Annotated in this window: 29 protein-coding genes, 3 tRNA genes and 1 pseudogene; 17 read left to right on the top strand and 16 right to left on the bottom strand. The window is 67.0% G+C overall.

The annotated features are described in order from the left end of the window. Window positions 1-19: 19 nt before the first annotated feature. From E5843_RS05455 to E5843_RS05380, 16 genes are all read right to left on the bottom strand, one after another. Window positions 20-1,654 carry an FMN-binding glutamate synthase family protein gene (locus tag E5843_RS05455; RefSeq protein ID WP_141065749.1) on the bottom strand — a complete coding sequence of 545 codons (1,635 nt, stop codon included), beginning with the start codon at window positions 1,652-1,654 and terminating at the stop codon, window positions 20-22. 106 nt (window positions 1,655-1,760) lie between these two features. Further along, entirely contained in the window at window positions 1,761-3,047 is a 1,287-nt protein-coding gene (locus tag E5843_RS05450) for a nucleotide sugar dehydrogenase (RefSeq protein ID WP_136412054.1), read from the bottom strand. A 20-nt stretch (window positions 3,048-3,067) separates the two neighbouring features. Further along, window positions 3,068-3,154 (bottom strand) — tRNA-Leu (locus E5843_RS05445). Between the two features lie 266 nt (window positions 3,155-3,420). Next, window positions 3,421-3,494: transfer RNA gene (locus E5843_RS05440), tRNA-Cys, on the bottom strand. A gap of 82 nt (window positions 3,495-3,576) precedes the next feature. Beyond that, window positions 3,577-3,652 (bottom strand) — tRNA-Gly (locus tag E5843_RS05435). After that, window positions 3,643-4,287 (bottom strand): CDP-diacylglycerol--glycerol-3-phosphate 3-phosphatidyltransferase, encoded by a 645-nt coding sequence (pgsA, locus tag E5843_RS05430; protein ID WP_134673051.1) that lies wholly within the window; start codon window positions 4,285-4,287, stop codon window positions 3,643-3,645. Before pgsA ends, E5843_RS05435 begins: the two co-directional genes overlap by 10 nt. 4 nt (window positions 4,288-4,291) lie before the next feature. Next, window positions 4,292-6,223 carry an excinuclease ABC subunit UvrC gene (gene uvrC / locus E5843_RS05425; RefSeq protein WP_141065748.1) on the bottom strand — a complete coding sequence of 644 codons (1,932 nt, stop codon included), beginning with the start codon at window positions 6,221-6,223 and terminating at the stop codon, window positions 4,292-4,294. Window positions 6,224-6,239: 16 nt separating this feature from the next. Then, entirely contained in the window at window positions 6,240-7,664 is a 1,425-nt protein-coding gene (locus E5843_RS05420; protein WP_134673049.1) for a thioredoxin-like domain-containing protein, read from the bottom strand. Between the two features lie 32 nt (window positions 7,665-7,696). Next, a complete protein-coding gene (locus tag E5843_RS05415) occupies window positions 7,697-8,191 on the bottom strand; it encodes a low molecular weight protein-tyrosine-phosphatase (RefSeq protein ID WP_136412053.1) in 495 nt (164 codons plus the stop codon). Continuing rightward, complete coding sequence (gene kdsB, locus E5843_RS05410; protein ID WP_136413040.1) at window positions 8,184-8,954, bottom strand: 3-deoxy-manno-octulosonate cytidylyltransferase; 771 nt, start codon at window positions 8,952-8,954, stop codon at window positions 8,184-8,186. Before kdsB ends, E5843_RS05415 begins: the two co-directional genes overlap by 8 nt. A gap of 50 nt (window positions 8,955-9,004) precedes the next feature. Continuing rightward, entirely contained in the window at window positions 9,005-10,033 is a 1,029-nt protein-coding gene (gene lpxK, locus E5843_RS05405) for a tetraacyldisaccharide 4'-kinase (RefSeq protein ID WP_134673047.1), read from the bottom strand. Further along, on the bottom strand, window positions 10,030-11,790 hold the full coding sequence (gene msbA / locus E5843_RS05400; protein WP_134673046.1) for a lipid A export permease/ATP-binding protein MsbA: 1,761 nt from the start codon (window positions 11,788-11,790) through the stop codon (window positions 10,030-10,032). Before msbA ends, lpxK begins: the two co-directional genes overlap by 4 nt. Before the next feature lie 10 nt (window positions 11,791-11,800). Next, a complete protein-coding gene (locus E5843_RS05395) occupies window positions 11,801-12,229 on the bottom strand; it encodes an ExbD/TolR family protein (protein WP_134673045.1) in 429 nt (142 codons plus the stop codon). Window positions 12,230-12,232: 3 nt separating this feature from the next. Further along, a complete protein-coding gene (locus E5843_RS05390; RefSeq protein WP_136412052.1) occupies window positions 12,233-12,907 on the bottom strand; it encodes a MotA/TolQ/ExbB proton channel family protein in 675 nt (224 codons plus the stop codon). A gap of 116 nt (window positions 12,908-13,023) precedes the next feature. Continuing rightward, a complete protein-coding gene (locus E5843_RS05385; protein WP_425480729.1) occupies window positions 13,024-15,354 on the bottom strand; it encodes a DNA internalization-related competence protein ComEC/Rec2 in 2,331 nt (776 codons plus the stop codon). Between the two features lie 11 nt (window positions 15,355-15,365). Further along, entirely contained in the window at window positions 15,366-16,310 is a 945-nt protein-coding gene (locus E5843_RS05380; protein WP_136413039.1) for an integron integrase, read from the bottom strand. Between the two features lie 263 nt (window positions 16,311-16,573). On the opposite strand from E5843_RS05380, the gene E5843_RS05375 reads away from it, so the two are divergent. The 17 genes and pseudogenes from E5843_RS05375 to E5843_RS05295 all read left to right on the top strand — a co-directional run bounded on the left by E5843_RS05375 (window position 16,574) and on the right by E5843_RS05295 (window position 26,255). Further along, on the top strand, window positions 16,574-17,143 hold the full coding sequence (locus E5843_RS05375) for a hypothetical protein (protein ID WP_136412050.1): 570 nt from the start codon (window positions 16,574-16,576) through the stop codon (window positions 17,141-17,143). A gap of 591 nt (window positions 17,144-17,734) precedes the next feature. After that, complete coding sequence (locus E5843_RS05370) at window positions 17,735-18,223, top strand: hypothetical protein (RefSeq protein WP_141065746.1); 489 nt, start codon at window positions 17,735-17,737, stop codon at window positions 18,221-18,223. Between the two features lie 155 nt (window positions 18,224-18,378). Then, window positions 18,379-18,699 carry a hypothetical protein gene (locus tag E5843_RS05365; RefSeq protein WP_136412048.1) on the top strand — a complete coding sequence of 107 codons (321 nt, stop codon included), beginning with the start codon at window positions 18,379-18,381 and terminating at the stop codon, window positions 18,697-18,699. Window positions 18,700-18,927: 228 nt separating this feature from the next. Beyond that, window positions 18,928-19,344 (top strand): HNH endonuclease, encoded by a 417-nt coding sequence (locus E5843_RS14570; RefSeq protein WP_141065745.1) that lies wholly within the window; start codon window positions 18,928-18,930, stop codon window positions 19,342-19,344. A gap of 38 nt (window positions 19,345-19,382) precedes the next feature. Beyond that, on the top strand, window positions 19,383-19,910 hold the full coding sequence (locus E5843_RS14565) for a DUF998 domain-containing protein (protein WP_136412047.1): 528 nt from the start codon (window positions 19,383-19,385) through the stop codon (window positions 19,908-19,910). A gap of 5 nt (window positions 19,911-19,915) precedes the next feature. After that, complete coding sequence (locus E5843_RS05350; RefSeq protein WP_244240841.1) at window positions 19,916-20,446, top strand: hypothetical protein; 531 nt, start codon at window positions 19,916-19,918, stop codon at window positions 20,444-20,446. 94 nt (window positions 20,447-20,540) lie between these two features. Then, window positions 20,541-20,755: pseudogene (locus E5843_RS05345) on the top strand (DUF4287 domain-containing protein). Window positions 20,756-21,268: 513 nt separating this feature from the next. After that, window positions 21,269-21,673, top strand: coding sequence for a hypothetical protein (locus E5843_RS05340; RefSeq protein ID WP_136412046.1), 405 nt, complete (start codon window positions 21,269-21,271; stop codon window positions 21,671-21,673). Window positions 21,674-21,808: 135 nt separating this feature from the next. Further along, window positions 21,809-22,051 (top strand): DUF1272 domain-containing protein, encoded by a 243-nt coding sequence (locus E5843_RS05335; RefSeq protein WP_136412045.1) that lies wholly within the window; start codon window positions 21,809-21,811, stop codon window positions 22,049-22,051. Window positions 22,052-22,125: 74 nt separating this feature from the next. Further along, window positions 22,126-22,557 carry a hypothetical protein gene (locus tag E5843_RS05330; RefSeq protein WP_136412044.1) on the top strand — a complete coding sequence of 144 codons (432 nt, stop codon included), beginning with the start codon at window positions 22,126-22,128 and terminating at the stop codon, window positions 22,555-22,557. Between the two features lie 124 nt (window positions 22,558-22,681). Further along, entirely contained in the window at window positions 22,682-23,071 is a 390-nt protein-coding gene (locus E5843_RS05325) for a VOC family protein (RefSeq protein ID WP_136412043.1), read from the top strand. A 113-nt stretch (window positions 23,072-23,184) separates the two neighbouring features. Next, the gene (locus E5843_RS05320) at window positions 23,185-23,547 is read left to right on the top strand and encodes a TfoX/Sxy family protein (protein WP_136412042.1); all 363 of its coding nucleotides are present in this window, start codon (window positions 23,185-23,187) and stop codon (window positions 23,545-23,547) included. Between the two features lie 86 nt (window positions 23,548-23,633). Beyond that, a complete protein-coding gene (locus E5843_RS05315) occupies window positions 23,634-23,942 on the top strand; it encodes a putative quinol monooxygenase (RefSeq protein ID WP_136412041.1) in 309 nt (102 codons plus the stop codon). Between the two features lie 77 nt (window positions 23,943-24,019). Then, on the top strand, window positions 24,020-24,403 hold the full coding sequence (locus E5843_RS05310; RefSeq protein WP_134673029.1) for a GFA family protein: 384 nt from the start codon (window positions 24,020-24,022) through the stop codon (window positions 24,401-24,403). Between the two features lie 117 nt (window positions 24,404-24,520). Further along, window positions 24,521-24,943, top strand: coding sequence for a VOC family protein (locus E5843_RS05305; protein ID WP_134673028.1), 423 nt, complete (start codon window positions 24,521-24,523; stop codon window positions 24,941-24,943). 240 nt (window positions 24,944-25,183) lie between these two features. Then, window positions 25,184-25,684 carry a SixA phosphatase family protein gene (locus tag E5843_RS05300; protein WP_141065744.1) on the top strand — a complete coding sequence of 167 codons (501 nt, stop codon included), beginning with the start codon at window positions 25,184-25,186 and terminating at the stop codon, window positions 25,682-25,684. A gap of 40 nt (window positions 25,685-25,724) precedes the next feature. Further along, window positions 25,725-26,255 (top strand): DNA-deoxyinosine glycosylase, encoded by a 531-nt coding sequence (locus tag E5843_RS05295; RefSeq protein WP_141065743.1) that lies wholly within the window; start codon window positions 25,725-25,727, stop codon window positions 26,253-26,255. Window positions 26,256-26,347: the final 92 nt, after the last annotated feature.

Raw genomic sequence — 26,347 nt, 5'->3', positions numbered from 1 at the left:
GCGTGCGCCCTGCCCTCCACTACCGCCGGTAGGCGCCCACGCGCTCCGGCGGGGCGAAGGAATCGCTGCGGGCCCCTGCCCAGAACGTACGGAACACCGCATGTTGCGGCTCGCCGTGCAGCAGTTCGCCGGGCTCGAGGAAGCGGTACAGGGCCGAAAGCGAACTGATCTCTGTCGGCGAGACCCGGCGCAGGATGTGCTCCGGGCAGATCTGCGCCGGATGCGAGAGCCCGGCGGCGGAAATCAGGTCGCGCAACGCGCGCAACGTGTTCTCGTGGTAACGCTGTACGCGCAGCCCCTTGTCGTGGACGTCGAGCTGCTTCCAGCGCGTCGGGTCCTGCGTCGCGACACCGGTGGGACAGCGGTCGTTGTGGCAGCTCTGGGCCTGGATGCAGCCCAGCGCGAACATGAAGCCGCGCGCGGAGTTGCACCAGTCCGCGCCCATGGCCAGCGTACGCGCGATATCGAACGCACTGGTGATGCGGCCTGCCGCGGCGATACGCACGCGCTCGCGCAGGCCGATGCCGACCAGGGTGTTGTGCACCAGCATCAGCCCCTCGTGCATCGGCACGCCGACGTGGTCGATGAACTCCGCCGGCGCCGCGCCGGTGCCGCCTTCGGCACCATCGACGACGATGAAATCGGGCACCAGCCCGGTTTCCAGCATGGCCTTGGCGATGCCCATCCATTCCCACGGATGACCGATGGCGAGCTTGAAGCCGGTGGGCTTGCCGCCTGACAGCTCACGCATCTTCGCGATGAATTCCAGCAGCCCGATCGGCGTATCGAACGCGGAATGATGGGACGGCGAGATGCAGTCCACGCCCGGCAGCACACCGCGCGCCTCGGCGATCTCCGCGGTCACCTTGGCGGCCGGCAGCAACCCGCCCTTGCCGGGCTTGGCACCCTGCGACAGCTTGAGTTCGATCATCCGCACCTGCGGATCCTGCGCGTTGGCGGCGAACCGGCCCGGATCGAACAGGCCCGACGCGTTGCGGCAACCGAAGTAGCCGGAGCCGATCTCCCACACCAGGTCGCCACCGTGCACGCGATGGTGGCGCGAGATCGAGCCCTCGCCGGTGTCGTGGTAGAAGCCACCCGCCTTCGCGCCGGCGTTGAGCGCGAGGATCGCGTTGGCCGACAGCGAACCGAAGCTCATCGCCGAGATGTTGAACACGCTGGCCGAATACGGCAGCGCACAGCCCGTGCCGACCTCGACGCGGAAGTCATGCTCCTCGAGGTGCACCGGGCGCAACGAATGGTTGATCCATTCGAAGTCCACCGCGTACACGCTCTGCTGCGAGCCGAACGGCCGCACGTCGCTGACCGACTTCGCACGCTGGTAGACCAGCGCTCGCTGCTGGCGCGAGAACGGCACCTCGGCGGTATCGCCCTCGATGAAGTACTGCCGCATCTCCGGGCCGATGGATTCCAGGCCATAGCGGAAGTGCGCCAGCAGCGGATAGTTGCGGCGCAGGGTGCTGCGCTTCTGCAACACGTCGACCGTGCCGATCGCCGCCAGCACGCCGCCGATGGCTGCGCCCCACCACCACTGCGGCCACGCGAAGGCCAGGCCGATGCTGACAAGGGCCAGGGCGATCGACGCCCACCACGCGAAGTAACGACCGAGGCCGGAAGGGATCGATGTGCTCATGCGTGCAGTCTACCGACGACGCCGTCATCGCCATGCAGCACACACCTGCCGGCGGTCGCCCGGATCACGGCGGAGTTTGCGAGGGCTGCCGCACGCGCAGCCGGTGCTACAGACGCCCGTCCACCAGCGCGCGCGGCCAAACGGACTTGACGTCGAACACCACGGCTCCGGGCTTGCCCAGCGCACGCACCGTGTCGGGCGACCAACCGCGGAACATCGAATGCGCCACGGCGAGCACGATGGCGTCGTAGCAGCCGGGTTCCGGCTTCGTCACCGGATCGATAGCGTGCATGCGCCGCGCCTCGTCGGCATCCGCCCACGGGTCGTGCACGTCCACCTGCGCACCGGCAGTGCGCAGCCCGTCGACCACGTCCATGACCCGGCTGTTGCGCAGGTCCGGGCAGTCCTCCTTGAAGGTCAGGCCCAGCACCAGCACGCGCGCTCCCGCGGCCGGTACGCCGCGCTCGCCGAGCAGGCCGACCACGCGCAGCGCCACGTGCGCGCCGACGCGGTTGTTGATGCCGCGCGCGGCAAGGATCAGTTCCGGGTGGTAGCCCACCGACTCGGACTTGTGGGTCAGGTAGTAGGGGTCGACACCGATGCAGTGCCCGCCGACCAGCCCGGGGCGGAACGGCAGGAAGTTCCACTTGGTGCCGGCGGCCTCGAGCACGTCGAGCGTGTCGATGCCGAGGCGGTCGAACATCATCGCCAGCTCGTTGATCAGGCCGATGTTGACGTCGCGCTGGATGTTCTCGACCACCTTGGCGGCCTCGGCCACGCGCAGCGAGGGCGCGCGATGGGTGCCTGCGGTCACGATGCCGGCGTACAGCGCATCCACCACGGCGGCGACTTCGGGCGTGGATCCGGACGTCACCTTGGGAATATCCGCCAGCCGCCGCTTGCGATCGCCCGGGTTGATGCGCTCCGGGCTGTAGCCACACCAGAAGTCGCTGTTGAAGCGCAGCCCCGACCCGGCTTCGAGGATCGGCACGCAGATCTCCTCGGTGGTACCGGGATAGACGGTCGATTCGTAGATGACGAGGTCACCCGGTGCGATCAGCCGCGACAGCAGTTCGCTCGCCTCCTGCAGCGGGCGCAGGTCCGGGCGTTGCAGCGCGTCGATCGGCGTCGGCACGGTGACGATGTAGACGTTGCGGTCGGCAAGGTCGTCGGGATCAGCGGTGTAGCGCAGGCGTACCGCGGCGGCGAGTTCATCGGCCTCCGTCTCGCGCGTGTGGTCGATACCCGCGCGCAGTTCGTCCACTCGCTGTACGTCGATGTCGTAGCCGACGGTGTCGTGGCTGCGCCCGAACGCCGCGGCCAGCGGCAGGCCCACGTAGCCGAGTCCGATGATGCCGATGCGGGCGTGGGTGGGATCGGGCGGTGCGGTCAAGGGATCGCCTTTCTCGAGGATGGTGCCCGGACCGGGGATCGAACCCGGAAGGCCTTGCGACCGGCAGATTTTAAGTCTGCTGCGTTTACCAGTTTCGCCATCCGGGCATGCGCGCATAGCGTGCCTGACCGCGGCCGGCAGCGGAAGCACGCAACGCCGCGTGGTGGTCGCTGCATACACGCCGCATGGGGCTTTGCGCATGCTCCGGCATCCGCTCGTGGAGCGGACGGAACCGACGCGATATGTACGTGCCGGAGCGGACCCCGCAACGCAGAAGACCCGCTTGCGCGGGTCTCCGGGCTCACACTCCGCCGGCGTGTCGCGCATGCGGTGGAGGAGCAAGGCTGGCGGCCTTCGGCCGGCGCCGTTGTTCTGGAGGCCTGGGTCGGAATTGAACCGGCGTACGCGGATTTGCAGTCCGCTGCATAACCACTCTGCCACCAGGCCGGTGACGCGGTGCGAAGTCTAGCGGAAAACCGGTGCACTTCGCGGATAAAACAAGACCCCGCAAGCGGGGTCTTGTGGAATCTGGAGCGGGAAAAGGGGCTCGAACCCTCGACCTCAACCTTGGCAAGGTTGCGCTCTACCAACTGAGCTATTCCCGCGGTGGAGACGAAATTCTAACCTGACTTCGGGTGGTGTCAACACCTTTCTGTTCGCTTTCCATCAGTACCGGCCACGCCGCGCGCAGGTAAAGGAAGCCCGACCACAGGGTCAGCAGTGCGGCAGCGGCGAGCAGCCAGTCACCGATCACGAACACCGGTTCGCCCATCCACGGCATCGCGCGCGCCGGCCGATCCGGTGTCACCGAGTACAGCAGGCACAGCAGCGCGACCATCTGCACCACGGTCTTGAACTTGCCGATCGCGGCGACCCGCACGGTGGCGCGCTGGCCGAGTGCGGCCATCCACTCGCGCAGCGCCGACACCGCGATCTCCCGACCCACGATCACCGCCGCCCAGAACGCCATCCACGGTGTGGGATGCCCCTGCACGATCAGGAACAGCGCCACCGCGACCATCAACTTGTCGGCCACCGGGTCGAGGAAGGCGCCGAACGCGGACGACTGGTGGTAGCGGCGCGCGATCCAGCCATCCAGCCAGTCGGTGATGGCCGCCAGCCCGAAGATCGCCGCGGAGGCGAAGTTGGTCCACTTGAACGGCAGATAGAAGACGATCACCAGCAGCGGGATCATCAGGATCCGCAGCAGGGTGAGCCAGGTGGGAACGGTGAGCTTCATCGGGTCAGGTCGCGGAATCGGTGCCGTGCAGGCTGTCGTAGATGCGTCGCGCGAGCGCGGCATTGACGCCTTCGACCTGCGCGATCTCCTCGGCACCGGCGGCCTTGAGGCCGGCGAGTCCGCCGAAATGCCGCAACAGGTTAGCGCGTCTGCGCGGGCCAATGCCGGGAATATCCTCGAGCCGGCTCACGCTGCGCGCCTTCTGTCGGCGGCCGCGGTGCCCGGTGATCGCGAAACGATGCGCCTCATCGCGCACCTGCTGCACCAGCTGCAGCCCCGCCGAGTCCGGTCCCGGCTTGAGTTCGCGGCCATCCGGCAGCAGCAGGGTCTCGTGCCCCGCCTTGCGCGCCTCGCCCTTGGCCACGCCCACCAGCAGCACGCCCTCGGGATTGGCTGCGCTGCGCGCCGGGATGCCCAGCGACTGCATCACATCGCGCGCCTGCGCCACCTGGCCGGCGCCACCGTCGATCAGCAGTACGTCGGGCAGTACCGCGTCGCGGGGTGCCGGGGCCTTGGTCTCGACGCCCTCGCCCGCCGCGTCCGGCAGCGTGCCCAGCGCCGCCGCAGCGCGGCGGAAGCGCCGGGTCAGCGCCTGGTGCATGGCGGCGTAGTCGTCGCCGGGCACCACGCCGGTGATGTTGTAGCGCCGGTACTGCGAGCGCACCGGGCCTTCGCCATCGAACACCACGCATGACGCCACCGTGGCCTCGCCCATGGTGTGGCTGATGTCGAAGCATTCGATGCGCCGGGGCGCGGACTCCATGCCGAGCAGTTCGCGCAAGGCTTCGAGCCGGGCCTGCTGCGCCGACTGGCTGTCGATGCGGGCAGCGAGAGACAGCGCCGCGTTGCGACGCACCAGCTCGACGTAACCGGCGCGTTCGCTGCGTACGCTGGTCTTGATCTGCACGCGGCGCCCCGCGTTGATGGAGAACGCCTCCTGCAACAGGGCGACATCCTCGATCGCGCGGTCGAGCACGATCTCGCGTGGCGGCAGCTGTTCGGCGTAGTACTGCGAAACGAACGCCGCCAGCACCTCGGCCGGGTCCTCGCTGCCGGCGGTGCGCGGGAAGAATGCCCGGGTGCCCAGATTGCGGCCGTCGCGGAAGGCCAGCAGCATCACGCAGGCTTGGCTGCCCTGCATCGTGCAGGCCAGCACATCGAGGTCGGCGATGCTGCCGTCGACATACTGGCGCGCCTGCAGACCGCGGATGGTGGCGATGAGGTCGCGCAGGGCCGCGGCGCGCTCGAACTCCAGCGCTTCCGACGCCTGCTCCATGGCCTGCGCGAGTTCCTCGTTGAGCTCGCTGCTGCGCCCGTCGAGGAACAGGCCGGCGCGATGCACGGCCTGTGCGTACTCCTGCGGGTCGACCAGGTTCACGCAGGGCGCACTGCAGCGGCCGATCTGGTACTGCAGGCACGGCCGCGAGCGGTTGCGGAACACGCTGTCCTCGCAGTTGCGCAGGCGGAACAGCTTGTGCATGACGTTGAGCGTCTCGCGCACGCTGCTGGCGCTGGGATACGGCCCGAAGTAGCGGCCGGGCATCGAACGCGGGCCACGATGGAACGCCAGCCGCGGCCACTCGTCACCGGTCAGCAGCACGTACGGGTAGCTCTTGTCGTCGCGCAGCATCACGTTGTAACGCGGCTTGAGCGACTTGATCAGCTGGTTTTCCAGCAGCAGTGCTTCCGCTTCGGTGCGCGTGGCGGTGACTTCGATGGCCGCGATCTGCGAGACCATCGACATGATCCGCGTCGGCTTCGGCGCGCCGCTGAAGTAGTTGGCCACCCGCTTGCGCAGCGAGGCGGCCTTGCCGACGTACAGCACGGCCCCGTCGGCGGCGAGCATCCGGTAGACACCGGGCGCGGTGCTCAGGGTGCTGACGTACGCCTTGCCGTCGAAGCTTCCGCTGCCCTCAGCGGTCCTGCGCGGGCTCATGCGCCGCCCACTGCCGTCATTCGCCAATGGGCACGTGGCTCATCGTGCCGTCGCGCGTATCCAGCCGCAGCACCGCATGCGCATCGGTATCGGCGATCCACACCACCCCATCGGCCACCGCGAGCCCGGACGGGCCATGCAGCGGCCGCGGCAGTTCGAACGTGGTCAGTTCGCCACCACCCAGGCGCAGGGTGCGCAACACGTCGTTGCCACTGTCGGCGATCCACAGGCGCGGCGAATCGGGGTCGAGGGCCAGCGCCTGCGGCTGCTGCAGCCGCGCGTCCACGCGCTGGCCGTCGGCGCGTCCGAATTCCCATGCGCCCTGCCCGACCAGCGTCTGCACCTGGCGGGTGCGCACGTTGATGCTGCGGATCGCGGAGCCGGCGGCATCGGCGACGTACACCGCCTGCTGGACCGCGGTCAGCCCGACCGGCTCGGCGAACGCGGCCATCTCGCCGGTGCCGTCGATCACGTCGAGCGCGCCGGAGCCCGCCAGCAGCGACAGCTCGCGCTGGCCGAGGTCGAGGTCCCAGATACGGTTGTCGCCGGCGCAGGCCACGTACAGGTGGCCGCCGGCCAGCGCCACCGCGCGTGGCTGGTCGAGGATCACCGCACGCGGATCGCCGACGATGCCGGGCTCGGCGCTGCCGGGGCGCCCCGCGCCAAGCACCGTGTCGACATCACCGGTGCGCAGCTGGATGCGGCGCACCGCGTGATTGCCGCTGTCGGCGACATAGAGGGTGTCGCGCTCGATGGCGATGCCATGCGGGCGGTTGAACGCCGCCAGCTCCATCGGGCCGTCGATGAAGCCCGGGCCGCCACTGCCGAACTGGCGCAGGACACGCCCGCTCTGGTCGCATTCGAGCACGCGATGGTGGTTGCTGTCGGCGAGATAGAGATAACCCCCCGACAGGGTGATGCCCACCGGGAAACGCAGGGGCAAGCCGGGCTCGCCGCCACGGCGCAGCTCGATCGGCCGCGGGCTGCGCGAACGCGGCACCAGGCCGGCAACGAGTTCGCTCACGCGCATGTCCAGTTCGCGGATCGGGCCTTCGCCGACCACGCGCTCACGGATCCGGCCGTCGCCATCGAGCAGTACCACCGTCGGCCAGGCCTCGATGCCGAACTGCTGCCAGGCCACCCAGTCGGCGTCGTGCGCCACCGGGAAATCGAACTTCTGCCGCCGCAGGCGCCGCCCGGCCCGACGTGCATCGCGCTCGTGCTCGAACTTCGGCACGTGCACGGCGACCACGTTGAGCCGCTCGCCATGGCGCGCGTGCAGGTGCGCGAGGTCGTTGAGGCGCTGGGTCGACCACGCCGAGCCGGCGTTGATGAAGGCCAGCGCGCACACCTTCCCTCGCAGCTGCGCCATGCGCACCGGCTCGGTGGTGTTGAGCCAGTCGAGGCTGGCAGGAAACTCGGGGGCGAGCGTGTGTTCCATGGACCGTCCGGAGGCCGTCCGCAATCCCGGGATTATGCGTCAAACCCGTTACGCGGGGCCTGCAGCCTGCGCACCGCGCCGCGCGCCACGGCCTCGACCACCTGCCAGACCTCTTCGAAGTGGTCGTCGCCGCCGGTGTAGGGGTCCGGAATGGCGCCATCGCCGCTCTTCACGCCGGCCCATTCGGTCAACAGGGCGATGCCGGCGGCCGCGTCAGCGGGCCTGCGCGCACGCACGTCGGCAAGGTTCTGCAGGTCCGCGCTGAGCAGCCAGTCGAATCCGGTGTAGTCGGCGTCCGACAGCTGGCGTGCGCGCAGACCGGAAAGGTCCACGCCGTGGCGCGCGGCGGTGGCGATGGCGCGCGGATCCGGCGGATTGCCGACGTGCCAGTCGCTGGTGCCGACGGAATCCACTTCGACGTGGTCGAGACCGGCCTCGGCTAGCCGCCGGCGCAACGCGCCTTCGGCCATCGGCGAGCGGCAGATGTTGCCCAGGCACACCACCAGCAGGCGTACGGGCTCAGCCATGGTGGTGCTCCTGCAACCGCGCTTCCGCGCGCGCGAGGTCCTCGGGGGTGTCGATGCCGGGCGGGAACGGCGATGGCGTCAGGCCCACCGCGATGCGGTGGCCGTTTTCCAGCACGCGCAACTGCTCGAGCGCTTCCACCTGCTCGAGCACCGCCGGCGGCATGGCCGCGAACGCACGCAGGAACCCGGCGCGATACCCGTAGATGCCGATGTGGCGCAACCAGGTGTGCCCGCCCGGCAGTCGGTCGCGCGTAACCGCGAACGCATCCCGCGGCCACGGCACCGGCGCACGGCTGAAGTACAGCGCATCACCATTGGCTGCGCGCACCAGCTTCACCGCGTTGGGATCGAGCAGCGTGTGCACGTCCTCCACCGGTGCGGCCAGCGTGCTCATCGGCGCGCCACTGTCGGCCACCAGAGCGGCGACGGCGCGGATGCCGTCGGCCGGCGCGAACGGCTCGTCGCCCTGCAGGTTGACCACGATGGTGTCGTCGTCCCAGCCGGCAATGCCGGCGCACTCGGCAAGGCGGTCGGTGCCCGATGCGTGGTCGTCGCGGGTCATCGCCACGCGTACCGGCGTCGACGCCAGCGCGGCGGCGATGCGCTCGTCGTCGGTGGCGACCCACACCTCGGCAGCGCCGGCAGCGAGCGCACGCCGCGCCACGTGCAGGACCAGCGGTTCGCCGCCAAGCGGCTGCAGGGGCTTTCCGGGCAAGCGGGTGGATGCGAGACGGGCCGGGATGGCGACGACGAAATCGGGAATCATGCCGGGGATTCTGCCACGCACCGCGGATACAGGGCCTGCAGCGCAGCTCAGCGCGGATCGGTGCGCAATGCCTGCAGGCGATCGAGCAGCGCCACCCAGAACGCCTCGGGAAGCTGCGCATCCACCGGCACGCTGTAATGGCGCTCGCCGGCGAGTGCGGCGCACTTCACCGCATCCTTCTCGGTCATCAACACCGGCAGGTCGCTGCCGAACCGCAGGTCGTCGGCCACGTACCGGTGATGGTCGGGAAACGCGTGCGGGACCACGCCGATCCCGCGCGCACGCAGGCCGGCAAAGAAGCGCTCGGGATCACCGATGCCGGCCACGGCGTGCACGCGCTTGCCGGTGAATGCGTCCAGCGACAGCGCGCGCCCACCCAGCAGCGGCAGTGCCCGCGTCGAATGCAGGCGCATCGACCATTCGCCGAATCCGGCAGCTTCGGCATCGGCCTCGCCCGGCACCGCGGTGCCGGCATTGACCACGCGGAAGGCGACGTCGGCAGAACGCGCCGCAGGCTCGCGCAGCGGTCCGGCGGGGATCAGCAGGCCATTGCCGTAACGGCGGCGGCCGTCGATCACCTCGATCTCGAGATCCCGGCGCAGGCGGTAGTGCTGCAGGCCGTCATCGCAGACCACCACGTCGCAGCCGGTGGCGACCAGCGCACGCGCGGCGGCCGCACGGTCGCGATCCACGCGCACGCGCACGCCGGTGCGGCGGGCGATCAGCAGCGGCTCGTCGCCGGACAGCTCGACCGGCGTGCCGGCCTCGACCCACAGCGCCTCCTCGGCACGATCGCGGCCATAGCCGCGGCTGGCCACGCCGGGCGTCCAGCCGGCAGCGCGCAGGCGTTCCACCAGCGCGATCGCCAGCGGCGTCTTGCCGCTGCCGCCAGCGATGAGGTTGCCGATGACGATGACCGGCGCGTCCGCACGCAGGCGGCGGCGCAGGCCGCGCGCATACAGGCCACGACGCATCGCCACGGCGCTGCCGTACACGCCTGCCAGCGCGCGCGCCCACAGCGGCGGGGCGGCGCCGTCGAACCACCAGCGCGGGGGCGTGCGGGTGCGACCGCTCATGCGTCGCCGTCGCGGAACTGCATGCGGTGCAGGTGCGCGTAGAGGCCGCCCTGCGCCAGCAGCTCCGCGTGCGTGCCCTGCTCCACCAGCCGACCGTGGTCGAGCACCAGCACCTGGTCGGCGTGTTCGATGGTGGACAGCCGGTGCGCGATGACCAGCGTGGTGCGATCGGGCATCAGGCGGTCGAGCGCGACCTGCACCAGCCGCTCGGATTCGGTATCCAGCGCGGCGGTGGCCTCGTCGAGGATCAGGATCGGCGCGTCGCGCAGGATCGCGCGCGCGATCGCCAGCCGCTGACGCTGCCCGCCGGACAGCCGCGAGCCGTTCTCGCCGATGGTGGTGTCCATCTTCTGCGGCAGGCGTTCGATGAATTCCCAGGCATTCGCGCTTTCCGCGGCGGCCCGCAGCGCCTCCGGCGTGGCGTCGGCGGCATAGGCGATGTTGGCGGCGATCGAATCGTCGAACAGCATCACGCGCTGTCCGACCAGCGCGATCTGCCGCCGCAGGTCGGCCAGGCGGAAGTCGTCGAGCGGCACGCCATCGAGGGTGATGCGGCCGCTGGTGGGCTCGTAGAAGCGCGGCACCAGCCGCACCAGGCTGGTCTTGCCGCTGCCGGAACGGCCGACGATGGCGGTAACGGTGCCCGGACGCGCGGTGAAGCTGATGTCTTCCAGCGCGACATGGCCTGCATCGCGTTCGTAGCGCAGGCCGACGTTCTCGAAGCGCAGCTCGCCACGCGCGCGCTCGAGCGGACGTCCGCCGGCATCGCGCTCCTCGTCGGCATCGAGGATGGAGAAGATGCGCTCGGCGGCGGCCACGCCGCGTCCGATCACGCTCTGCACGTTGGTGATGCGCCGCAGCGACGGGATGATGCCCATCATCGCGGTCATCAGCTGCACGAACTCGCCCGGCGAAAGTGCCTGCTCGAGCGCCTCGCGGGTGGCCACCCAGATGATCGCCGCCAGCGCGCACGCGGCGAAGATCTGCACCAGCGCCGAGGCGACCGCGCGGGTGGTCTCGACCTTCATGTTGAGCCGCAGCACGCGGTTGGTGAGCGCCGAGTAGCGGTCCTGCTCGAAGCGCTGCGCGCCGTACACCTTGACGTCCTGCTGCGCGGCCAGCGACTGCTCCGCGCTCTGGGCGAGATCGCCCATCCCGGTCTGGATGCCGGAACTGATGCGCCGGTAGCGCCGCCCCACCACCCACACCAGCACGCCGATCAGCGGCACCACCACGATCATCGCCATGGTGACCTTGGCGCTGGTCCACAGCATCAGGCCGAGCAGGAAGATGATGGTCAGGCCGTCGGCGACGATGACCTTCAGCGCATCGGTGCTGGCCTGGGCGACCTGTTCGGTGTCGAAGTTGAGGCGGCTGACCATGGCCGGCACGGCTTCGTCGTCGAAACGCGCGCTCGGCAGGCGCAGGTACTTGCCCAGCACCAGTTCGCGCATGTCGCGCACCACGCTGCGCCCGGTGCGCGCCATGCCGTAGTCCGAGGCGAAGGTGGCGACGCCGCGCATCAGGAACAGGGCGACGATCGCCAGCGGCAGCCAGATCGCGGCCCAGGGTTGCGGGTTGACGAAGCCGTCGTCGGTCAGCGGCCCCATCAGGTAGACGAACGCGCCCCCGGCGATCGCCTCGATGACCATGCCGATCATGGCGACGACCAGCAGCGGCCAGTAGCGCGCGGCATGGCCGAGCAGGCGGCGGTAGATCGGCCACGCCGCCGGCGGTTTGGGCTGCCCTGGCTTCATCGGGTCATGCTCACCGCGCCGCGGCCGCGTCGGGCGCGGTGGCGATCGAAATCTGCCGGAAGCCGAGCTGGCCCAGCGCGTCCATCGCCGTGACCACGGCCTGGTGCGGGGTGCGCGCATCGGCGCGCAGCAGCACCGGCCGCTGGCGGTCGTCGCCGGCGGCTTCGACGATGGTGCGCTTGAGCGACTCCACGTCCGTGCGCAGCGCCTCGCGGTCGTCGACGAAGTAGCGGCCGTCGGCATTGACCAGCACGCTCAGCGATTGGGTCTGCGCCTGCGTCTCGTCGGCGCTGGCACGTGGCAGTTCCAGCTTCATCACGGAGCGGGCGTCGAACGTGGTGGTGATCACGAAGAAGATGATCAGCACCAGGATCACGTCGATCAGCGGCACCAGGTTGAGCTCGGGCTCGTCGCGTGCGCGACGGTCGCGGATGCGCATGGCTCAGCCCTGCACGGCCAGCGCGGGCTCGCCCACCGCGGGCGCCACCGGCGCACCGGCAGTTGCGGGGCGGCGGCTGCGCGGGTCGATGGCATCCATCAGGCGGATCGCCTCGCTCTCCATCTCGACGATGTAGCCATCGATGCGGGCGCGGAAATGGCGGTGGAACATCAGCGCCGGAATCGCCACGATCATGCCGGCCGCCGCGCACACCAGCGCCTTGCCGATGCCACCGGCGAGCTGGTTGACGTCGCCGACGCCGTGGTCCATCACCCCCATGAACATCTGGATCATGCCGACCACGGTGCCGAACAGGCCCAGCAGCGGGCCGGCGGCGGCAATCGTGCCCAGCGCATTGAGATAACGCTCCATGCGGTGCACCAGATGGCGGCCGATGTCCTCGATCCGCTCGCGGATCTCCTCGCGGCTGCGGTTGCGCACGTCCAGCGCGGCGGCCAGCAGCGCGCCCAGCGGCGAGGTCTGGCGGAGCGACTCGATATGGGTCGGGTCCAGCCGCCCGCGCGCGGCCCAGGCCCGCACCTCATCACCCAGGCCCGGCGGCAATACCGCCTTGCGGCGCAGCGCCCAGCAGCGCTCGACGACGATCGCCAGCGCCACCGCCGACAACAGCAACAGCGGAATCATCGGCCAGCCGCCGGCCTTGACCAGTTCAAGCACGTTGTATTCCCCGGGCCGCAGCGGCCGATCACGAAACCGAGCGCTAGGATAGCGTAGCCATCGCGGCGCGCAGTGGCGGCGGTCGTGGTATCGCCGCGGTACGCAGGCCGGCGCCCCTACGGCGCGGCGGTCAGGCGCGCCATCCGGTGCGCGGCATCCCACAGCCGCGGATGGCTCGCCCGGCGTTCCTCGACCGTTATGCCACGGGCATCCAGGCGCACGCGCAGGGCTCCCGCCGCCGCGGTGTCATGCACCTGCGCGCCCGCCTCTTCCCAGCGCACCACGGCCTCGGCCTGCGGATGTCCGAAGCGGTTGCCGTGGCCGGTGGACACCAGTGCGTGCCGTGCACCGGTCGCGGCGACGAAAAGCGGATCGGAGGACTTCCCGCTGCCGTGGTGCGCGGCCAGCACCACATCGGCACGGACAGCGACCGGGTCCGCGCGCGCCAGTTCGCGCTCGACCACAGCACCGATGTCGCCGGCCAGCAGCACCGCCCCGTGCATGGTCTCCACGCGCAGCACGCAGCTGGCCTCGTTGCGGAAGTCCGGGAAGTGCAGCGGCGGGTGCAGGAAGCGGAAGGTGACGCCATCCACCTGCCAGCCGGCGCCCGCCAGGCACGGTGCGGTGCCCTCGATGCCGGCATGTTCCGGGGCGAACAGCGCCGCGTCCGGAAACTGCCGCCGCACGGCCGGCAGGCCACCGGCATGGTCGAGATCGGCGTGGCTTGCGACAAGCGCATGCAGGCGACGTGCGCCCAGTGCGTGCAGGGCCGGCAATACCACGCGTTCACCGGCGTCGTAGCCGTCGGGGACGGCCGGCCCCATGTCGTACAGCAGTGACTGGTGCCTGGTCCGCACCAGCACGGCGAGCCCCTGGCCGACATCCAGCACGATCAGTTCCGCGGCCCCGGCGTCGGGCAGCTGGCGATCCGGCCACAGCAGGGGCAGCCACAACAGCAGCGCCAGCCACTTGCCCGGCACGCCGCGCGGCAACAGCAGCCAGAACGCCGCCAGCACGGCCAGCGGCAGCGCGAACCAGCGCGCCTCGGGCAGCCACCACAGGGCGGCGCCGCTGGCGGCCAGGCGCTCGAACAGCGGCCAGCTCAGATCGAAGCACCACGCGGCCAGTCGCCAGCTGCCTGCGCCCCAGCCCGCATGCGCCGCCTCCAGTGCGGTGCCAAGCAGCGACAACGGCACCACCACGAGGCTCCACCATGGAATCGCGACGAGATTCGCGAACGGCCCGGCCAGCGACGCCTGCCCGAACAGGATCACCGTCAGCGGCAGCAGGCCGAGCGTGGCCACCCATTGCGCGCGCAGGAAGCTGGCCAGCAGCGGCTTGCCCTGGGCATCCGGCAGGCACCAGACCAGCCACGCCACGCCGGCGAAACTCAGCCAGAAGCCGGCGGTGAGCAGCGACAAGGGATCGACCAGCACGATCGCGATGCCGGCCAGTGCCAGCGCATCGGCCACGCCGAGCGGGCGCCTCCATAGCCGCGCAGCCATTGCCACGCCGATCATCAGCACGGTGCGCACCGTGGGAAGCGCCCAGCCGGCAACCGCGGCATAGAACAACGCGGCCGCAAACGCTGCGAGGACCGCCGCCTGGGGCCGCGGCAACGCCCGGCCGAGCGCGGGCCACACCCGCCACAGCCCGCCCGCCAGCAGCGCGAAGAAGCCGGCCACCAGCCCGACATGGAAGCCGGAGATCGCGATCAGATGGGTCAGGCCGGTCGCACGCAGGGTTTCCCAGTCGATCTCGTCCAGACCGCGCGTATCGCCCAGCGCCAGCGCACGCACATAACGCGACGATGCACTGGGCACGGTGGCATCGATCCGTTGCGCCACCTGCTCGCGCCAGCGGTCGATCCCCTGCCCGGCGCGCAACTGCGTGACCGGCTCACGATCGCGCACATAGCCGACCGCAGCGATTCGCCGCGCGAACGCGTGCTTCTCGCCATCGAACCACCCCGGATTGCGCAGCCCGCGTGGCGCACGCAGCCGCGCAGTGAATGCCCAACGGCTGCCAGCCTCCAGCGCATGCCGGGCACCGGGTTCGCCATCGCGGCCGTCGTACCAGGCCAGCCGAAGCAGCCGCCCCTGCAGAGCGTCGGGAATCCTGCGGTCACGGTCGACCCGGAACTGGAAGCGGGTGCGATCGACATCGTGCTCCGGCAGGCCCACCACGCGCCCGGTCAGCGGCACGTCCGCCCGCTCCAGGGCAACGGGCAGCTGCAGGGCCAGGGCAAATACGGCATGCAGCCCGGCCAGCGCCGCACCGGTGGCGAATGCACCGCCCCCACGCCACCAGCCGCCGTACCACCAGCCGGCGAACCCTGCCGCGGCGACCGCACACCACGCCAGCCACCCGGGTACGACCGGCAGCATCAGCGTGCCCAGCGCACCTGCCACCAGCGCGACGGCCACTACCGGTCCAAAAGGACGCACGCTTCCGGTCCTCATGCGCCCACCGGCGTGTCGAGCGGACTGCGCACGCCTCGGCCACCGCGGTTGAGCACGTGGGTATAGATCTGCGTGGTGGAAACGTCCTTGTGCCCGAGCAGTTCCTGGATCGTACGCAGGTCGTAACCTGCCTCCAGCAAGTGGGTCGCGAACGAATGCCGGAGCGTGTGGCAGGTCGCGGGTTTCACCAGCTGCGCGCCGCGCACGGCCAGCTTGAAGGCGCGTTGCAACCCTTTCTCGTCGCGGTGGTGGCGCCTGGTGATCCCGCTACGCGGGTCGACACTGCGTGCGGTCGACGGGAACACATATTGCCAGCCGGGCTCACGGGCAGCGCCGGGAAACTTCACGCCCAGCGCGGAAGGCAGCCAGACTGCGCCGTATCCGGCCTCGAGATCATGGCGATGGAGCCGACGCACCTCCTCCAACTGCGCCTGCAATGCTGTGAACAGTGTCTGCGGCAGCATCGTGCGGCGATCCCGCCCACCCTTGCCGGCTCGCACGGTGAGTTCACCGCGGGCAAAGTCCACGTCCTTGACCCGCAGACGCACACATTCCATCAGCCGCAGCCCACTGCCATACAACAGTGATGCCATCAGCCAGTGCACTCCCGACATTTCCGCGAGCACCGCCGCGCACTCCTCACGCGACAGCACCACCGGCAGCCGCTGCGGCTTCTTCGCGCGACGGATGTCCTCCATCCAGAGAAGATCCTGCTCCAGCACTTCGCGATAGAGAAACAGCAGCGCCGCGAGAGCCTGGTTCTGCGTGGACGGCGCGACGTTTCCACGCACCGCCAGCGTGGTCAGGAACGCCTCCACCTCACGCCCGCCGAGTTCGCGCGGATGCCGCCGGCCATTGGCGCGAATAAAACGCACCACCCAGCCGACGTAGGCATCCTCTGTCCTGCGGGCAAGCCCGAGCCGCCGGATCCGACCACGCATCCGCTCCAGCAGGCCACCCGACTTTCCCTCGGCCCGGACCACGTCGCTCGTTGTTCCCCGCTCCGGGGGGTGATAGCGTCCCATCGACCTTCCCTGGTCAGCCGCATCAGCACCAAGATTACGCACCGGGATTAGGCGCCGGAATCCCCGTCAAGCCGTTGTTCGGTGTAGGAAAAGTCCGGATGCTCTTGGGGAGAGCAGAGGTTACGCGGCGGGGTTACACCCCGGTTTGTCTTCGAATAGGTGTGAGGCCTCAGCGAGAGATGACCGCAAGGGAATGGAAGAACCTTGAGTTTCTGAACGCCGAGAAGTTTCTCGTCGGCCTCAAGCAGATCTATGACGACCTGCCGATGCATCGCATGCCGCGTGACTTTGCATCACTCAGGCGGCGAGATGTCCGACACATTGGGGAGGCGAGGCGATGCGCCTTGTTTTGCTATGGCGTCGGGCAACTGCTTGGCGTAAGAATCAGCTTTGCGGATCATGAGAGTCGAGACTATGACTATGTGGGTGCCTACATGCATGAGAACAGGCTCCACTACGTCCCGATTCAGATGAAGGAGTTCGTGCCGGTAGGAGTCAACCCTAAGGCGCAATTACAAGGCGAGATCGACAAGCTTCGCAAGTACCGAAATTCATCGGATCTTGTTGTCGCAATGCACATCAATCGCAAAGGATTCTTCCGCCTATCAGAGCTCAACCTCTCCGATCTACCAATCAAAGAGCTATGGTTCTTTGGCGCCAAGGAGGATTCCGCACAGGACTGGCTGATCATAGGCAACTTGCTTAAAAGCAATGCGGTGTGGCATGAGTTCCGCTACCCTGAGGCCTAACAAGTCATTCAAGCCGAACCCGCTTCGCAGGTCGGCTTAGTTCTGGTGTTAGGTACCACATGAAGAACGTCTTGTGTTTGATGCTTCTTGCACTATTGATGAGTTGCGATACCGGCGGCTTCACAGACGTTACCCCGTCGGCGCTGGTCCAGAGCGCCAGCTCTTGGGACGGCAAGTTTGTTAGGACTTGTGGCTACATGGTTGCCGATGGCAAAAGGTGCAACCTCAACGTGTGCGCGGACGGAGCGTCACCGAGTTCTGCCGCTTCATGCCAGTCGGTTGCGACAATTCACCTGTCCAGCGTCGCGTGCGGCCAGGGCCAATTGCCCCGCGAGGGCTTGGCGATGGTTGACGGCTACTTTCTGGCCCTGAAAGAAGGCTCCGACGCCCAAGACGAGAGCCCGTTTGTTCTACGCCGGGCGCTCATCCAGCCAGTGACGGAGCATTGCGCGACGGGTGGCACCTAACAATGCGTTCAAGCCGAAATTGCATCGCTACGCCAGTCGCATGACAGAAAGGACTTGCCATGCGCCCGGCTACGCGCTGCAATTCGGCTTAACTTAGGTGTTAGACCCCTTAGGAAAAATCCCCATGCGCCAATTTAAAGCGACGCTCGTTGCGCTCGTCATTGTCTGGTCGCTTGCTGCGGGAACTCTGTCCGCCCAAAGCAAGGCAAAGCCAACACTGCAGGTCGATACGTTTGAGTCACCCGCCGAGCAGCTGGCTTGGCTTTCCTATGGAGTCGGTCTCGCCACGTTCGTATCCGACCATCAGCTCACCCAAGCACTGCCTGCCGGCACTTGGAAGCCTAGCTTTGATGCGGAGGTCTTCGCTCGACAGTTCCAGCTAAAGGTTTGGGATGAAGCGACCGGGAAACAGCAACTCAGCTACGACTTCATGGATCAAATGGAGTTAGTAGCTAAGGCCGACTTTCTGGAAGAGTATGTTTGGCGCTATTACAAACACCCAGATTGGCCGACACCTGAAGGACTTCGCATATCGGAGTTCGAGAACTGGATCCACAGTAACTTGCAGAACCATCGCCCAATGACGGGCGCTAGCGTAACCATAGAGCGTTGACGGGGCCTCGCAGGGGTCTAACGGCTCGTTCAAGCCGAACTTGCTTCGCTACACCAACAACATGGCAGATAAAGCTTGCCACGTTGTCGGCTACGCTACGCAAGCCGGCTTAACTCAGGCGTTAGGCGCGCTACGGGACCGCAAGGAGGCGTGAAGTGAAACTGACAGACTCGGAAATTCGCCACTTCAAGAACGTGCTGTGGGGCACACGCTTCTGGACATGGTTCCGCTGGGTTCTGTTGGGTGTTCTCGGCTATACCGCCGTCGCACACTTCAGTGGCTGGAAGCCTCTGACCCGTCCTGACTGGCTAGTTGCCGGGGCGCTCTACATGCTTGTCGCTTGGCCAGGATTGTGCCGTACCTACGTATTTCACACGCTTCGCCGCGTTGTAGGGGAGGACCCGGAGGCACGGGCGCAGTTGGCTGCGGCTGGCGTTAAAGAGTTCGCGTCAGCCACCCCGTCTGAGCGCGCCTAACAATGCGTTCAAGCCGAAGCCGCTTCGTTACGCGGCCAGGCGGCAGGTAAAGCTTGCCACCTGGTCCACTCCACTGCGCGGGTCGGCTTAACTTAAGTGTTAGGCGTGCCTTGACTGTGCGCTGCAACTCGGCAGAATCAAACCCGTTGCCCTAGGCAAGCCTTCGTCCTCCGTGGGAGGCAAGGCCCAGTCGATCGTTGGTCGCTGGCTCCCCGCCTAAGTCGCTCCATGAGCGCTCGAGGCCTCTCTCGGAGCCCACCAATGACTCGCGCCAAACACCACCGTTCAGTCGCCTTCCATGCCCAAGGCGGCCGTTGCTATTACTGCAGCCAGCCCATGTGGCTTTCAGACCACGTCAGCTTTGCTCAGCGGCACGGCATCTCCACGGCCCAAGCTCGGCAGCTTCAGTGCACTGCTGAGCACTTGCAGCCCAAGGCCACAGGCGGCACGTTATGCAGGAGTAACGTCGTTGCGGCCTGCTTGTTCTGCAATCGGACCCGAGGCAAGGTGTCACCTGCCCCAGAGCCGCAGAAGTTTCGCCAGCGTGTGCGGGCACGCTGCAACTCTGGCAAGTGGCACTCGCTGTTCCTAGCGGGCACGCCTAACAATTCGTCCAAGCCGACGCCGCTTCGCGGCGCGGCTTAACTCAGGTGTTAGGCTCCACGGAGAAGCCATCGCAGCCCATGGACAGACTCAAGCTGGCTCGTACTCTGCTCATCGCATCCATCTTGTACGTGGTGGCCTTCTATTTTGTCGGAAGCGCCATAAAGCCTGGCTACTCGCAACTTTCAAATTTCGTGAGCGAGTACAACGCAGCTGGCACTGCATGGGCTCGGACGCTCACTTATGCCGGCTACCTTGCCACCGCTCTCCTTCTTTCAGCGTTCTTGCTCTGCGCTCGGCCACTTGCGCAAGTCTCTGGCATCAGCCGAGTCGGCTTTGGGCTCCTGTGGTCGCTCCCCGCTTCATTCTTGCTCGGCGTACTCGCTCCGTGCGATGCAGGTTGCCCCATTGAAGGCTCCACAAGTCAAACGCTCCACAATGTGTTCGGCATCCTCGTGTACTTCGGCATGGGTGCCGGTATCGCATTAGTGTCTTTCGCTCCCGGGGTCAGATTATTTGCATGGCGACGCGTCTTTCTGTTGCTGACAGGCGTCGCCATCCCGGTAGTATTCTTCCTCATGGTTGAGCCGGATCTATCCGCTTGTTAGGCGCCATGAACAAGACCATCTGGCCATTGTTGTTCACGGTAGTCGCACTGGTAGCGCCGTCCGCATCTGGACAGCACACCGCACCGGTGGACTACATCCGGGAGGCAACGTGGCAGGCGTACAGCCGCTACTACCCCAGCAGCCCTCTCTGCTCCGACGACGAGATAACCCTCTGGTCCTGTTCGGTGGGCAAACGTCAGTATGCGCTCTGCTCCTCGCGCGTTGTGACCCATGCACAGGGCTACATGCAGTACCGCGCCTCCAAAACAGGCAATGCAGTGTTTACGTACCCGGCAATCAAGCGCCCGCCGTCAGGAGCGTTCACATACAGCTCGTACGCCAACGGCAACGCTTCCGTGGAGTTCGCGAACAATGGCTACCGCTACAGCCTAGTGGACCCGCTCAGGAGCGAGTCGTCCATAATCGTCGAGGCGCCGAGCGGGAAAACCACTGGGATCGCATGCGGTGGCAACCAGACCCTGCAAGTCAACTACACAATGCGGCTAATGTCTGACGCCGGCATATGGGACAGGTAACAGGCCTGGCGCCTAACAATTCGTCCGAGTGACTTCGCGGCACGGCTTAATTCTAGCGTTAGGCACCTTGTGAGGGTCACTGGAGATCCACGACATGACGAGTGATGAGAAAGCTGGGGGTCCGGCTTCGTACTTCCCATCGATCGAGCGGACCTACGGGAAGCCGGTGGCGCACTGGCTCCAGGTGCTCGATTCTTTGCAAGACATGAAGCACATGGAGCAAGTGGCGCATCCCAGCAAGAGCATCAAATCGGCCATGGTCACGCCGACGCACTGGTTGCGTATCACCGCGCGCAGGCCGAGCCCTGACATTGTGTTCAAGCCGAGCCCGCTTCGTTACGCGGCCCAGGCACCGGTAGACCCGTGCCACCTGACCCACTTCACTGCGTGGGTCGAGTAACCAAGGTATCAGGCCCCGATGGCAGCATTTCGCAAACTCATGTCCACAACCGTTCTCACCTGGCTTGCTATCGGCATTTCCGTAGCAGCGGCCGGCATCCTTTTCACGTTTCCCGCGGATCCGATGGTTTGGCACGCCGCGACGTGGACTCTTGTAGCAGCGCTGTGCGGACTGCTGGTTCTTGTCGTTGTCCTTGGCTATGTCATGGCTACGAACCAGTCCACTAGGACTTGGCGGCGCGTCACCCCTTTTCTGATCGGCGTTGCGTGCCTTGTGCCAGTTGCCGTCGGCCTGTTTTAGCCCTCAAGAATCAGCCGACGTCAGCGAGGGGGCGGCGTGGGTTGGGGCCTGACAATGCTTTCAAGCCGAGGCCGCTTCGGGGCGGCTCAACCTAGTTGTCAGGCGCTACTGGAGCGGCGCTGATGCTCACAGTCAAAGCCCTCGCGCTGTGGCTCGCCATTTTGGGCTGTGCGGCTTTCAACGGCATTCTGCGTGAAGCGATTCTCATCCCAGCTTTCGGCAAGACAGCCGGGCTGCTGCTGAGCGGTCTGTTGCTCTCTGCGCTCATCCTAGCAATTACGTACATTGCCCTTCCCTGGCTACGTCCCGTCGGCCTCCGGCAACTTGTTCGCATCGGGCTGGGCTGGCTGGCGCTCACCCTGTTATTCGAGCTTGCCTTTGGGCGGCTCCAGGGCAGGCCATGGTCCGCGCTGTTGGAGGCGTACACCTTCAAAGAAGGCAACGTTTGGCCGCTGGTCTTGCTCGCTACGGCAACTGCGCCGTACATTGCTGGGCGGCTCAGGGGCGTGCCACGGGATAGCGCCTAGCAGGGCGTTCAACCCCACGCCGCTTCGGGCCGCATCATCTGGCAGGCAAAGCATGCCAGGTGCTTCACGCCCCTACGCAGCGCGGCTTGGCTCCGGCGTCAGGCCGCTGGTAAAGCCCTCGCAAGGAGTCGGAACATGTTGCAGCTTCGTCCAAACTGCGAGTGCTGTAACAAGGATCTGCCTCCGGATACCGAGGCGATGATCTGTACCTTCGAGTGCACGTTCTGCCCGGAGTGTGCGGCGGGAGTCCTGGCGAATGCGTGCCCGAACTGCGGCGGCAATTTTTCACAGCGCCCGGTTCGTCCGAGTCATTTGTTGGCCAGGTACCCCGCTTCAACAGAGCGTGTCTTGAAGGTTGGTGGTTGTGCAGCGGCCTAACGACGCATCCGCGTCGATACTGCTTCGCGACGCAGCATGATTCAGGTGTCATGCAACACCGGGAGAGATCACCTATGTCCAGCCTGAGACTCATCCTCGCCGTGGTTCTTGGCCTTATCGTGGGCAGTGCCATCAACATGGCGTTGATTGCGGCCAGTGGTCATGTGATCCCTCCTCCTGCCGGTGCCGACATGACAACCGCTGAGGGCATTCGTGCCGCGTTGCCCCAGCTGGAGCCCCGCCACTTCCTGTTCCCGTTTCTGGCCCACGCCATCGGAACGCTGGTCGGCGCCTTCACCGCCGCAAAAATCGCCTCTCGATTCAAGCCGACTGCGGCGTTGATTGTTGGCGTCCTCTTCTTCGTGGGCGGAGTGCTGGCTGCGCGTATGATCCCGGCGCCGACCTGGTTCATCGCAGTGGATTTGATTGGCGCCTATCTCCCCTTCGCGTGGCTCGGTTACCTGATGGCACGCCGACGCGCGCAGACACCCGAGAGGGTTGCCTGACATTCCATTCGGACCGGACCCGCTTGGGCGCTCGGCCTGGATGTATCGTTGGTCCACTGCACCGGCTGACCGATCAGCAGGTTGCGGATCGGCTCAATTCTGGGGTCAGGCCGCAGGAGCGACTATGCAGCACTTGTGGACGATCATTGGCGTCACGGACGTTACCCGCAGCTTCGCGTGGTATCAGTCGCTTCTGGGGCACCCTGCCACGCAGCCGGCCCATGACTATTTCGGCCAGATCGTCGACACGGATGGAACGGTACTGCTTTGCCTCCATCGCTGGGGCGACCACGAGCATCCATCCCTTGCGAGCCCGGATCATGCAAAGCCGGGCAATGGGCTACTTCTCTTCTTCCGCGTCGATGACTTCGACCAGGCGCTGGGTCGCGCACGTGGCCTTGTCGCCGCGCTTGAAGAGGAGCCTGGTATCAATCCAAACACGGGCACCAAGGAGTTCGCACTGCGTGATCCTGACGGCTACTACGTCATGATCAGTTCGCTGTCTGCGGCCTGACAATTCGCTCAAGCGGGGCCACCTCGTAGCCGGGCGCAACTCAATGTGTCGGGCCACGTCCCTACATCCACTACGTAGCAGGCCAAACTCAGGCGTTGAACCACGGAGCAGGCATGGCCACCGATCAGGACTTCATCGCGTACGTCACGGAACAGGTTGGTCTGGGCAGCCGCCTGACATCCAGGAGGATGTTCGGCGAATACGCGCTCTACCTGGACGGCAAGGTCGTCGCCTTTGCGTGTGACAACAGCCTGTTCGTCAAGCCATCGGCCGCTGCGACTGCGCTCGCTCCCGGGCTGCCCCAGCGGCCACCGTACCCGGGCGCGAAGGATTATCCTGTGGCCGACGAGCTGCTCGACGACACCGACGCGCTTCGACAGCTCATTACGGAAACCGCAGCGCTCATGCCGGCGCCCAAGCCAGCCAAGCCTCGAAGGACAAAACCGGCTGGGCAGGCTCGAGGACCCGCCGTCTGACAGCTCGTTCAAGCCGACGCGGCTTCCGTGGCGGTGCCTAGCCCAGGTGTAGCCGCTTTCCCAACCATCACAGAGCGAGAGTACGGATGACGCAGCTGGCACTCATCATCAAGCACAAGGTTCTGCCGGGCAGACGCGATGAGGTTCGGGCGGTCTGGGAGAGACACATGGCACCCGCGGTCGCGGGCAATCCCGGCCACGCCGCGTACTTCTACTGCTTCGATAATGCGGATCCGGATTCGATCAGCGCGTTCCAGGTGTATCGGAACGCCGAAGCATCGCAACAGTTCCTCGCGACAGACAGTTACGCGGCGTATGTGAAGGACGTCGAGCCGCTCCTGGTCGGCCCGCCGCAGGTGACGGCCCTGACGCCGGTGTGGACCAAGATGGCCTGACCAGTCCATCAAGCCGATGCCGCCTTGCGGGACGGCTTGATTCTGGTGTGATGCGGTACAGGAACAGCGGCGGATCCGTGGACAAGAAGCAGCCCTCGCCATCGTTGGACGGCTCCTGTCACTGCGGCGCAGTGCGCATCACCCTGCCGGAGGTCCCGGACACGGCGACCAGCTGCAACTGCTCGCTGTGTCGGCGCACTGGCGGCATATGGGCGTTCTACGGACTTGGCACCGTCTCCATCCAGGGCCATCCTGAGAACACCGAACGCTACATCTGGGGCGATCGGACCCTGGTCAACTTCCGGTGCAAGGGCTGCGGGATCATCACCCATTGGGAGCCGCTCGACGCTGCACCGGGCGCTCGCCACGGCGTGAACCTGCGGAACTTCGAGCCCGAGCTGCTGGAGTCGGTGATCGTCAGGCGCTTCGATGGGGCAAAGACCTGGAAGTTCCTGGATTGAGCCTCGATTGCGCGAACGCTTCGCAGATCGCGATCCTGTAGTTGGAACCCGGTAGTCGCCCGAACCGATGTCGCTCGCAGCCCGACCGGGTTTGGCGACCCGATGGAGCAGCATCGAGTGCAACAGACAATCGCCCACATCTCGCTCCTGGTCCGTGACTACGACGAGGCCATCGGGTTCTACGTTGGCACGCTCGGGTTCGAACTGATCGAGGACTCGCCGCGGCCGGAGGCGGGCAAGCGCTGGGTGGTCGTCGCACCGCCCGGCGGCTCGGGTGCATCAATTCTCCTGGCACGAGCCGTGGGCCCCGAGCAGCTCGCGGCAGTCGGCAACCAGACCGGCGGCCGGGTCTTCCTGTTCCTCCAGACAGACGACTTCTGGCGCGACTACGCACGATTTCGCGCCGCCGGCGTCAACTTCGTTCGGCCGCCCGCCGAGGAGGTGTACGGAACCGTGGCTGTGTTCCGCGACGTGTACGGCAATCTCTGGGACCTGCTGCAGTACAACGGGTCGGTCCCGTATCGTCTCCGGGCCGTCTGACGTTCCCGCGTGGCGGGGACACGGCGGTGCGACGCCCTGCATGTCCGTCAGCGCCGCGCGTCTCCAAAGCAGCTTCTCGTCGGTGGCGGGCGGCTCGTGTCGCGATATCAACAGCGACAAGTCGCTGTGCGCCCTGAATCGCGGGTGACACCAAGGCCCACGCCCGCGCGCACTGCCGACTTTGTCAGCGCGGCCGGGCGACGGCATCATGCAACGGCTCTCACGACCGCCGGAACACCGATGCGCCTGCTGCTGTTGCCGATCCTGCTCCTACTTTCCGCCTGTGCCGGGGTGCCGAAGCCCGGTTCGGACACGGTGTTCATCGTGGTGCGCCATGCAGAGAAGGCAGCGGCTCCGGCGGACGACCCGCCACTCAGCGAGGCGGGGCGCGCGCGGGCGCAGGCGTTGGCCACGTTGCTGGCCGACGTGCCTTTGTCGGCCATCTACTCCACCCCCACCCGCCGCACGCGCGAGACCGCGCGCCCGGTGGCCGCTGCAAAGGGGCTCGAGGTACGCGAGTACGACGGCGGCAAGCCGCCGACCGAAACGGTCACGGTGTTGCACCTGCGCCATGTCGGCCAGCAGGTGCTGGTGGTCGGCCACAGCAATACCGTGCCGATGCTGGTGTCCACCCTGTGCGCCTGCCCGGTGCCGCCGATCGACGAGACCGTCTACGGGCAGGTCTACGAAGTCCGCATCCGCGCCGATGGCGAAACCCGCCTGTCGATGCGCGGGTTCTGAGCCCACGCCTGCCGCACGTGCCTGCCTCGCCCACTCCCCGATGAGCGCGACGCGGCTTGCCGGGTTGCCTGCAGTGGCCCGCGGCGATGCACGCATCCTGGTCCTGGGCAGCATGCCCGGCACGGCTTCGCTTGCCGCGCAGCGCTATTACGCGCATCCACGCAATGCGTTCTCGCCGATCATGGGCGCGCTCGCCGGGGCCGCGCCGGAACTGCCCTACCCGCAACGCCTGGCACGGCTGGCCGGTGCCGGCATCGCGCTGTGGGATGTGCTTGCGCACTGCGAGCGCGCCGGCAGCCTCGACGCGCGGATCGAGCCCGGCAGCATCGTGGTCAACGACTTCGACGCGTTCTTCGCAGCGCATCCGCATGTCGCGCTGGTTGCATTCAACGGCGGTACCGCGGCGCGCGTGTTTGCACGGCATGCCGCAAACGCGCTGCGTCCCGGCACTGCCACGGTCACCCTGCCCTCGACCAGCCCGGCCTACGCCGCCATGCCGTTGGCGGGCAAGCTGGCTGCATGGCGGGCGGCGCTCGAGCCGCTTGTGCGTTCGCGATACGGGTCCGCTTGAGCGCAGGTAGATCCCGGCCGCGGATGCGGCCATTCGCACCATCCACGCCACCGCGGCGACGTGCTTCAGAAAACGCGACGCAACGCACGATT

It is taken from the genome of Luteimonas yindakuii (assembly GCF_004803715.2).
In the GTDB taxonomy this organism is placed as follows: Bacteria; Pseudomonadota; Gammaproteobacteria; order Xanthomonadales; family Xanthomonadaceae; genus Luteimonas; species Luteimonas yindakuii.
Note: the sequence above shows the minus strand (reverse complement) of the source record. Positions and strands in the feature narration are given on the sequence as shown.

Coding starts and splice junctions, on each gene's coding strand:
- E5843_RS05455 (WP_141065749.1), bottom strand. CDS start 1,654: ATGAGCACATCGATCCCTTCCGGCCTCGGTCGTTACTTCGCGTGGTGG.
- pgsA (WP_134673051.1), bottom strand. CDS start 4,287: ATGAAGCTCACCGTTCCCACCTGGCTCACCCTGCTGCGGATCCTGATG.
- uvrC (WP_141065748.1), bottom strand. CDS start 6,223: ATGAGCCCGCGCAGGACCGCTGAGGGCAGCGGAAGCTTCGACGGCAAG.
- E5843_RS05420 (WP_134673049.1), bottom strand. CDS start 7,664: ATGGAACACACGCTCGCCCCCGAGTTTCCTGCCAGCCTCGACTGGCTC.
- E5843_RS05415 (WP_136412053.1), bottom strand. CDS start 8,191: ATGGCTGAGCCCGTACGCCTGCTGGTGGTGTGCCTGGGCAACATCTGC.
- lpxK (WP_134673047.1), bottom strand. CDS start 10,033: ATGAGCGGTCGCACCCGCACGCCCCCGCGCTGGTGGTTCGACGGCGCC.
- msbA (WP_134673046.1), bottom strand. CDS start 11,790: ATGAAGCCAGGGCAGCCCAAACCGCCGGCGGCGTGGCCGATCTACCGC.
- E5843_RS05395 (WP_134673045.1), bottom strand. CDS start 12,229: ATGCGCATCCGCGACCGTCGCGCACGCGACGAGCCCGAGCTCAACCTG.
- E5843_RS05380 (WP_136413039.1), bottom strand. CDS start 16,310: ATGCGTGGTCGGATCCGGCGGCTCGGGCTTGCCCGCAGGACAGAGGAT.
- E5843_RS05375 (WP_136412050.1), top strand. CDS start 16,574: ATGACCGCAAGGGAATGGAAGAACCTTGAGTTTCTGAACGCCGAGAAG.
- E5843_RS05370 (WP_141065746.1), top strand. CDS start 17,735: ATGCGCCAATTTAAAGCGACGCTCGTTGCGCTCGTCATTGTCTGGTCG.
- E5843_RS14570 (WP_141065745.1), top strand. CDS start 18,928: ATGAGCGCTCGAGGCCTCTCTCGGAGCCCACCAATGACTCGCGCCAAA.
- E5843_RS14565 (WP_136412047.1), top strand. CDS start 19,383: ATGGACAGACTCAAGCTGGCTCGTACTCTGCTCATCGCATCCATCTTG.
- E5843_RS05350 (WP_244240841.1), top strand. CDS start 19,916: ATGAACAAGACCATCTGGCCATTGTTGTTCACGGTAGTCGCACTGGTA.
- E5843_RS05340 (WP_136412046.1), top strand. CDS start 21,269: ATGCTCACAGTCAAAGCCCTCGCGCTGTGGCTCGCCATTTTGGGCTGT.
- E5843_RS05335 (WP_136412045.1), top strand. CDS start 21,809: ATGTTGCAGCTTCGTCCAAACTGCGAGTGCTGTAACAAGGATCTGCCT.
- E5843_RS05330 (WP_136412044.1), top strand. CDS start 22,126: ATGTCCAGCCTGAGACTCATCCTCGCCGTGGTTCTTGGCCTTATCGTG.
- E5843_RS05325 (WP_136412043.1), top strand. CDS start 22,682: ATGCAGCACTTGTGGACGATCATTGGCGTCACGGACGTTACCCGCAGC.
- E5843_RS05320 (WP_136412042.1), top strand. CDS start 23,185: ATGGCCACCGATCAGGACTTCATCGCGTACGTCACGGAACAGGTTGGT.
- E5843_RS05315 (WP_136412041.1), top strand. CDS start 23,634: ATGACGCAGCTGGCACTCATCATCAAGCACAAGGTTCTGCCGGGCAGA.
- E5843_RS05300 (WP_141065744.1), top strand. CDS start 25,184: ATGCGCCTGCTGCTGTTGCCGATCCTGCTCCTACTTTCCGCCTGTGCC.
- E5843_RS05295 (WP_141065743.1), top strand. CDS start 25,725: ATGAGCGCGACGCGGCTTGCCGGGTTGCCTGCAGTGGCCCGCGGCGAT.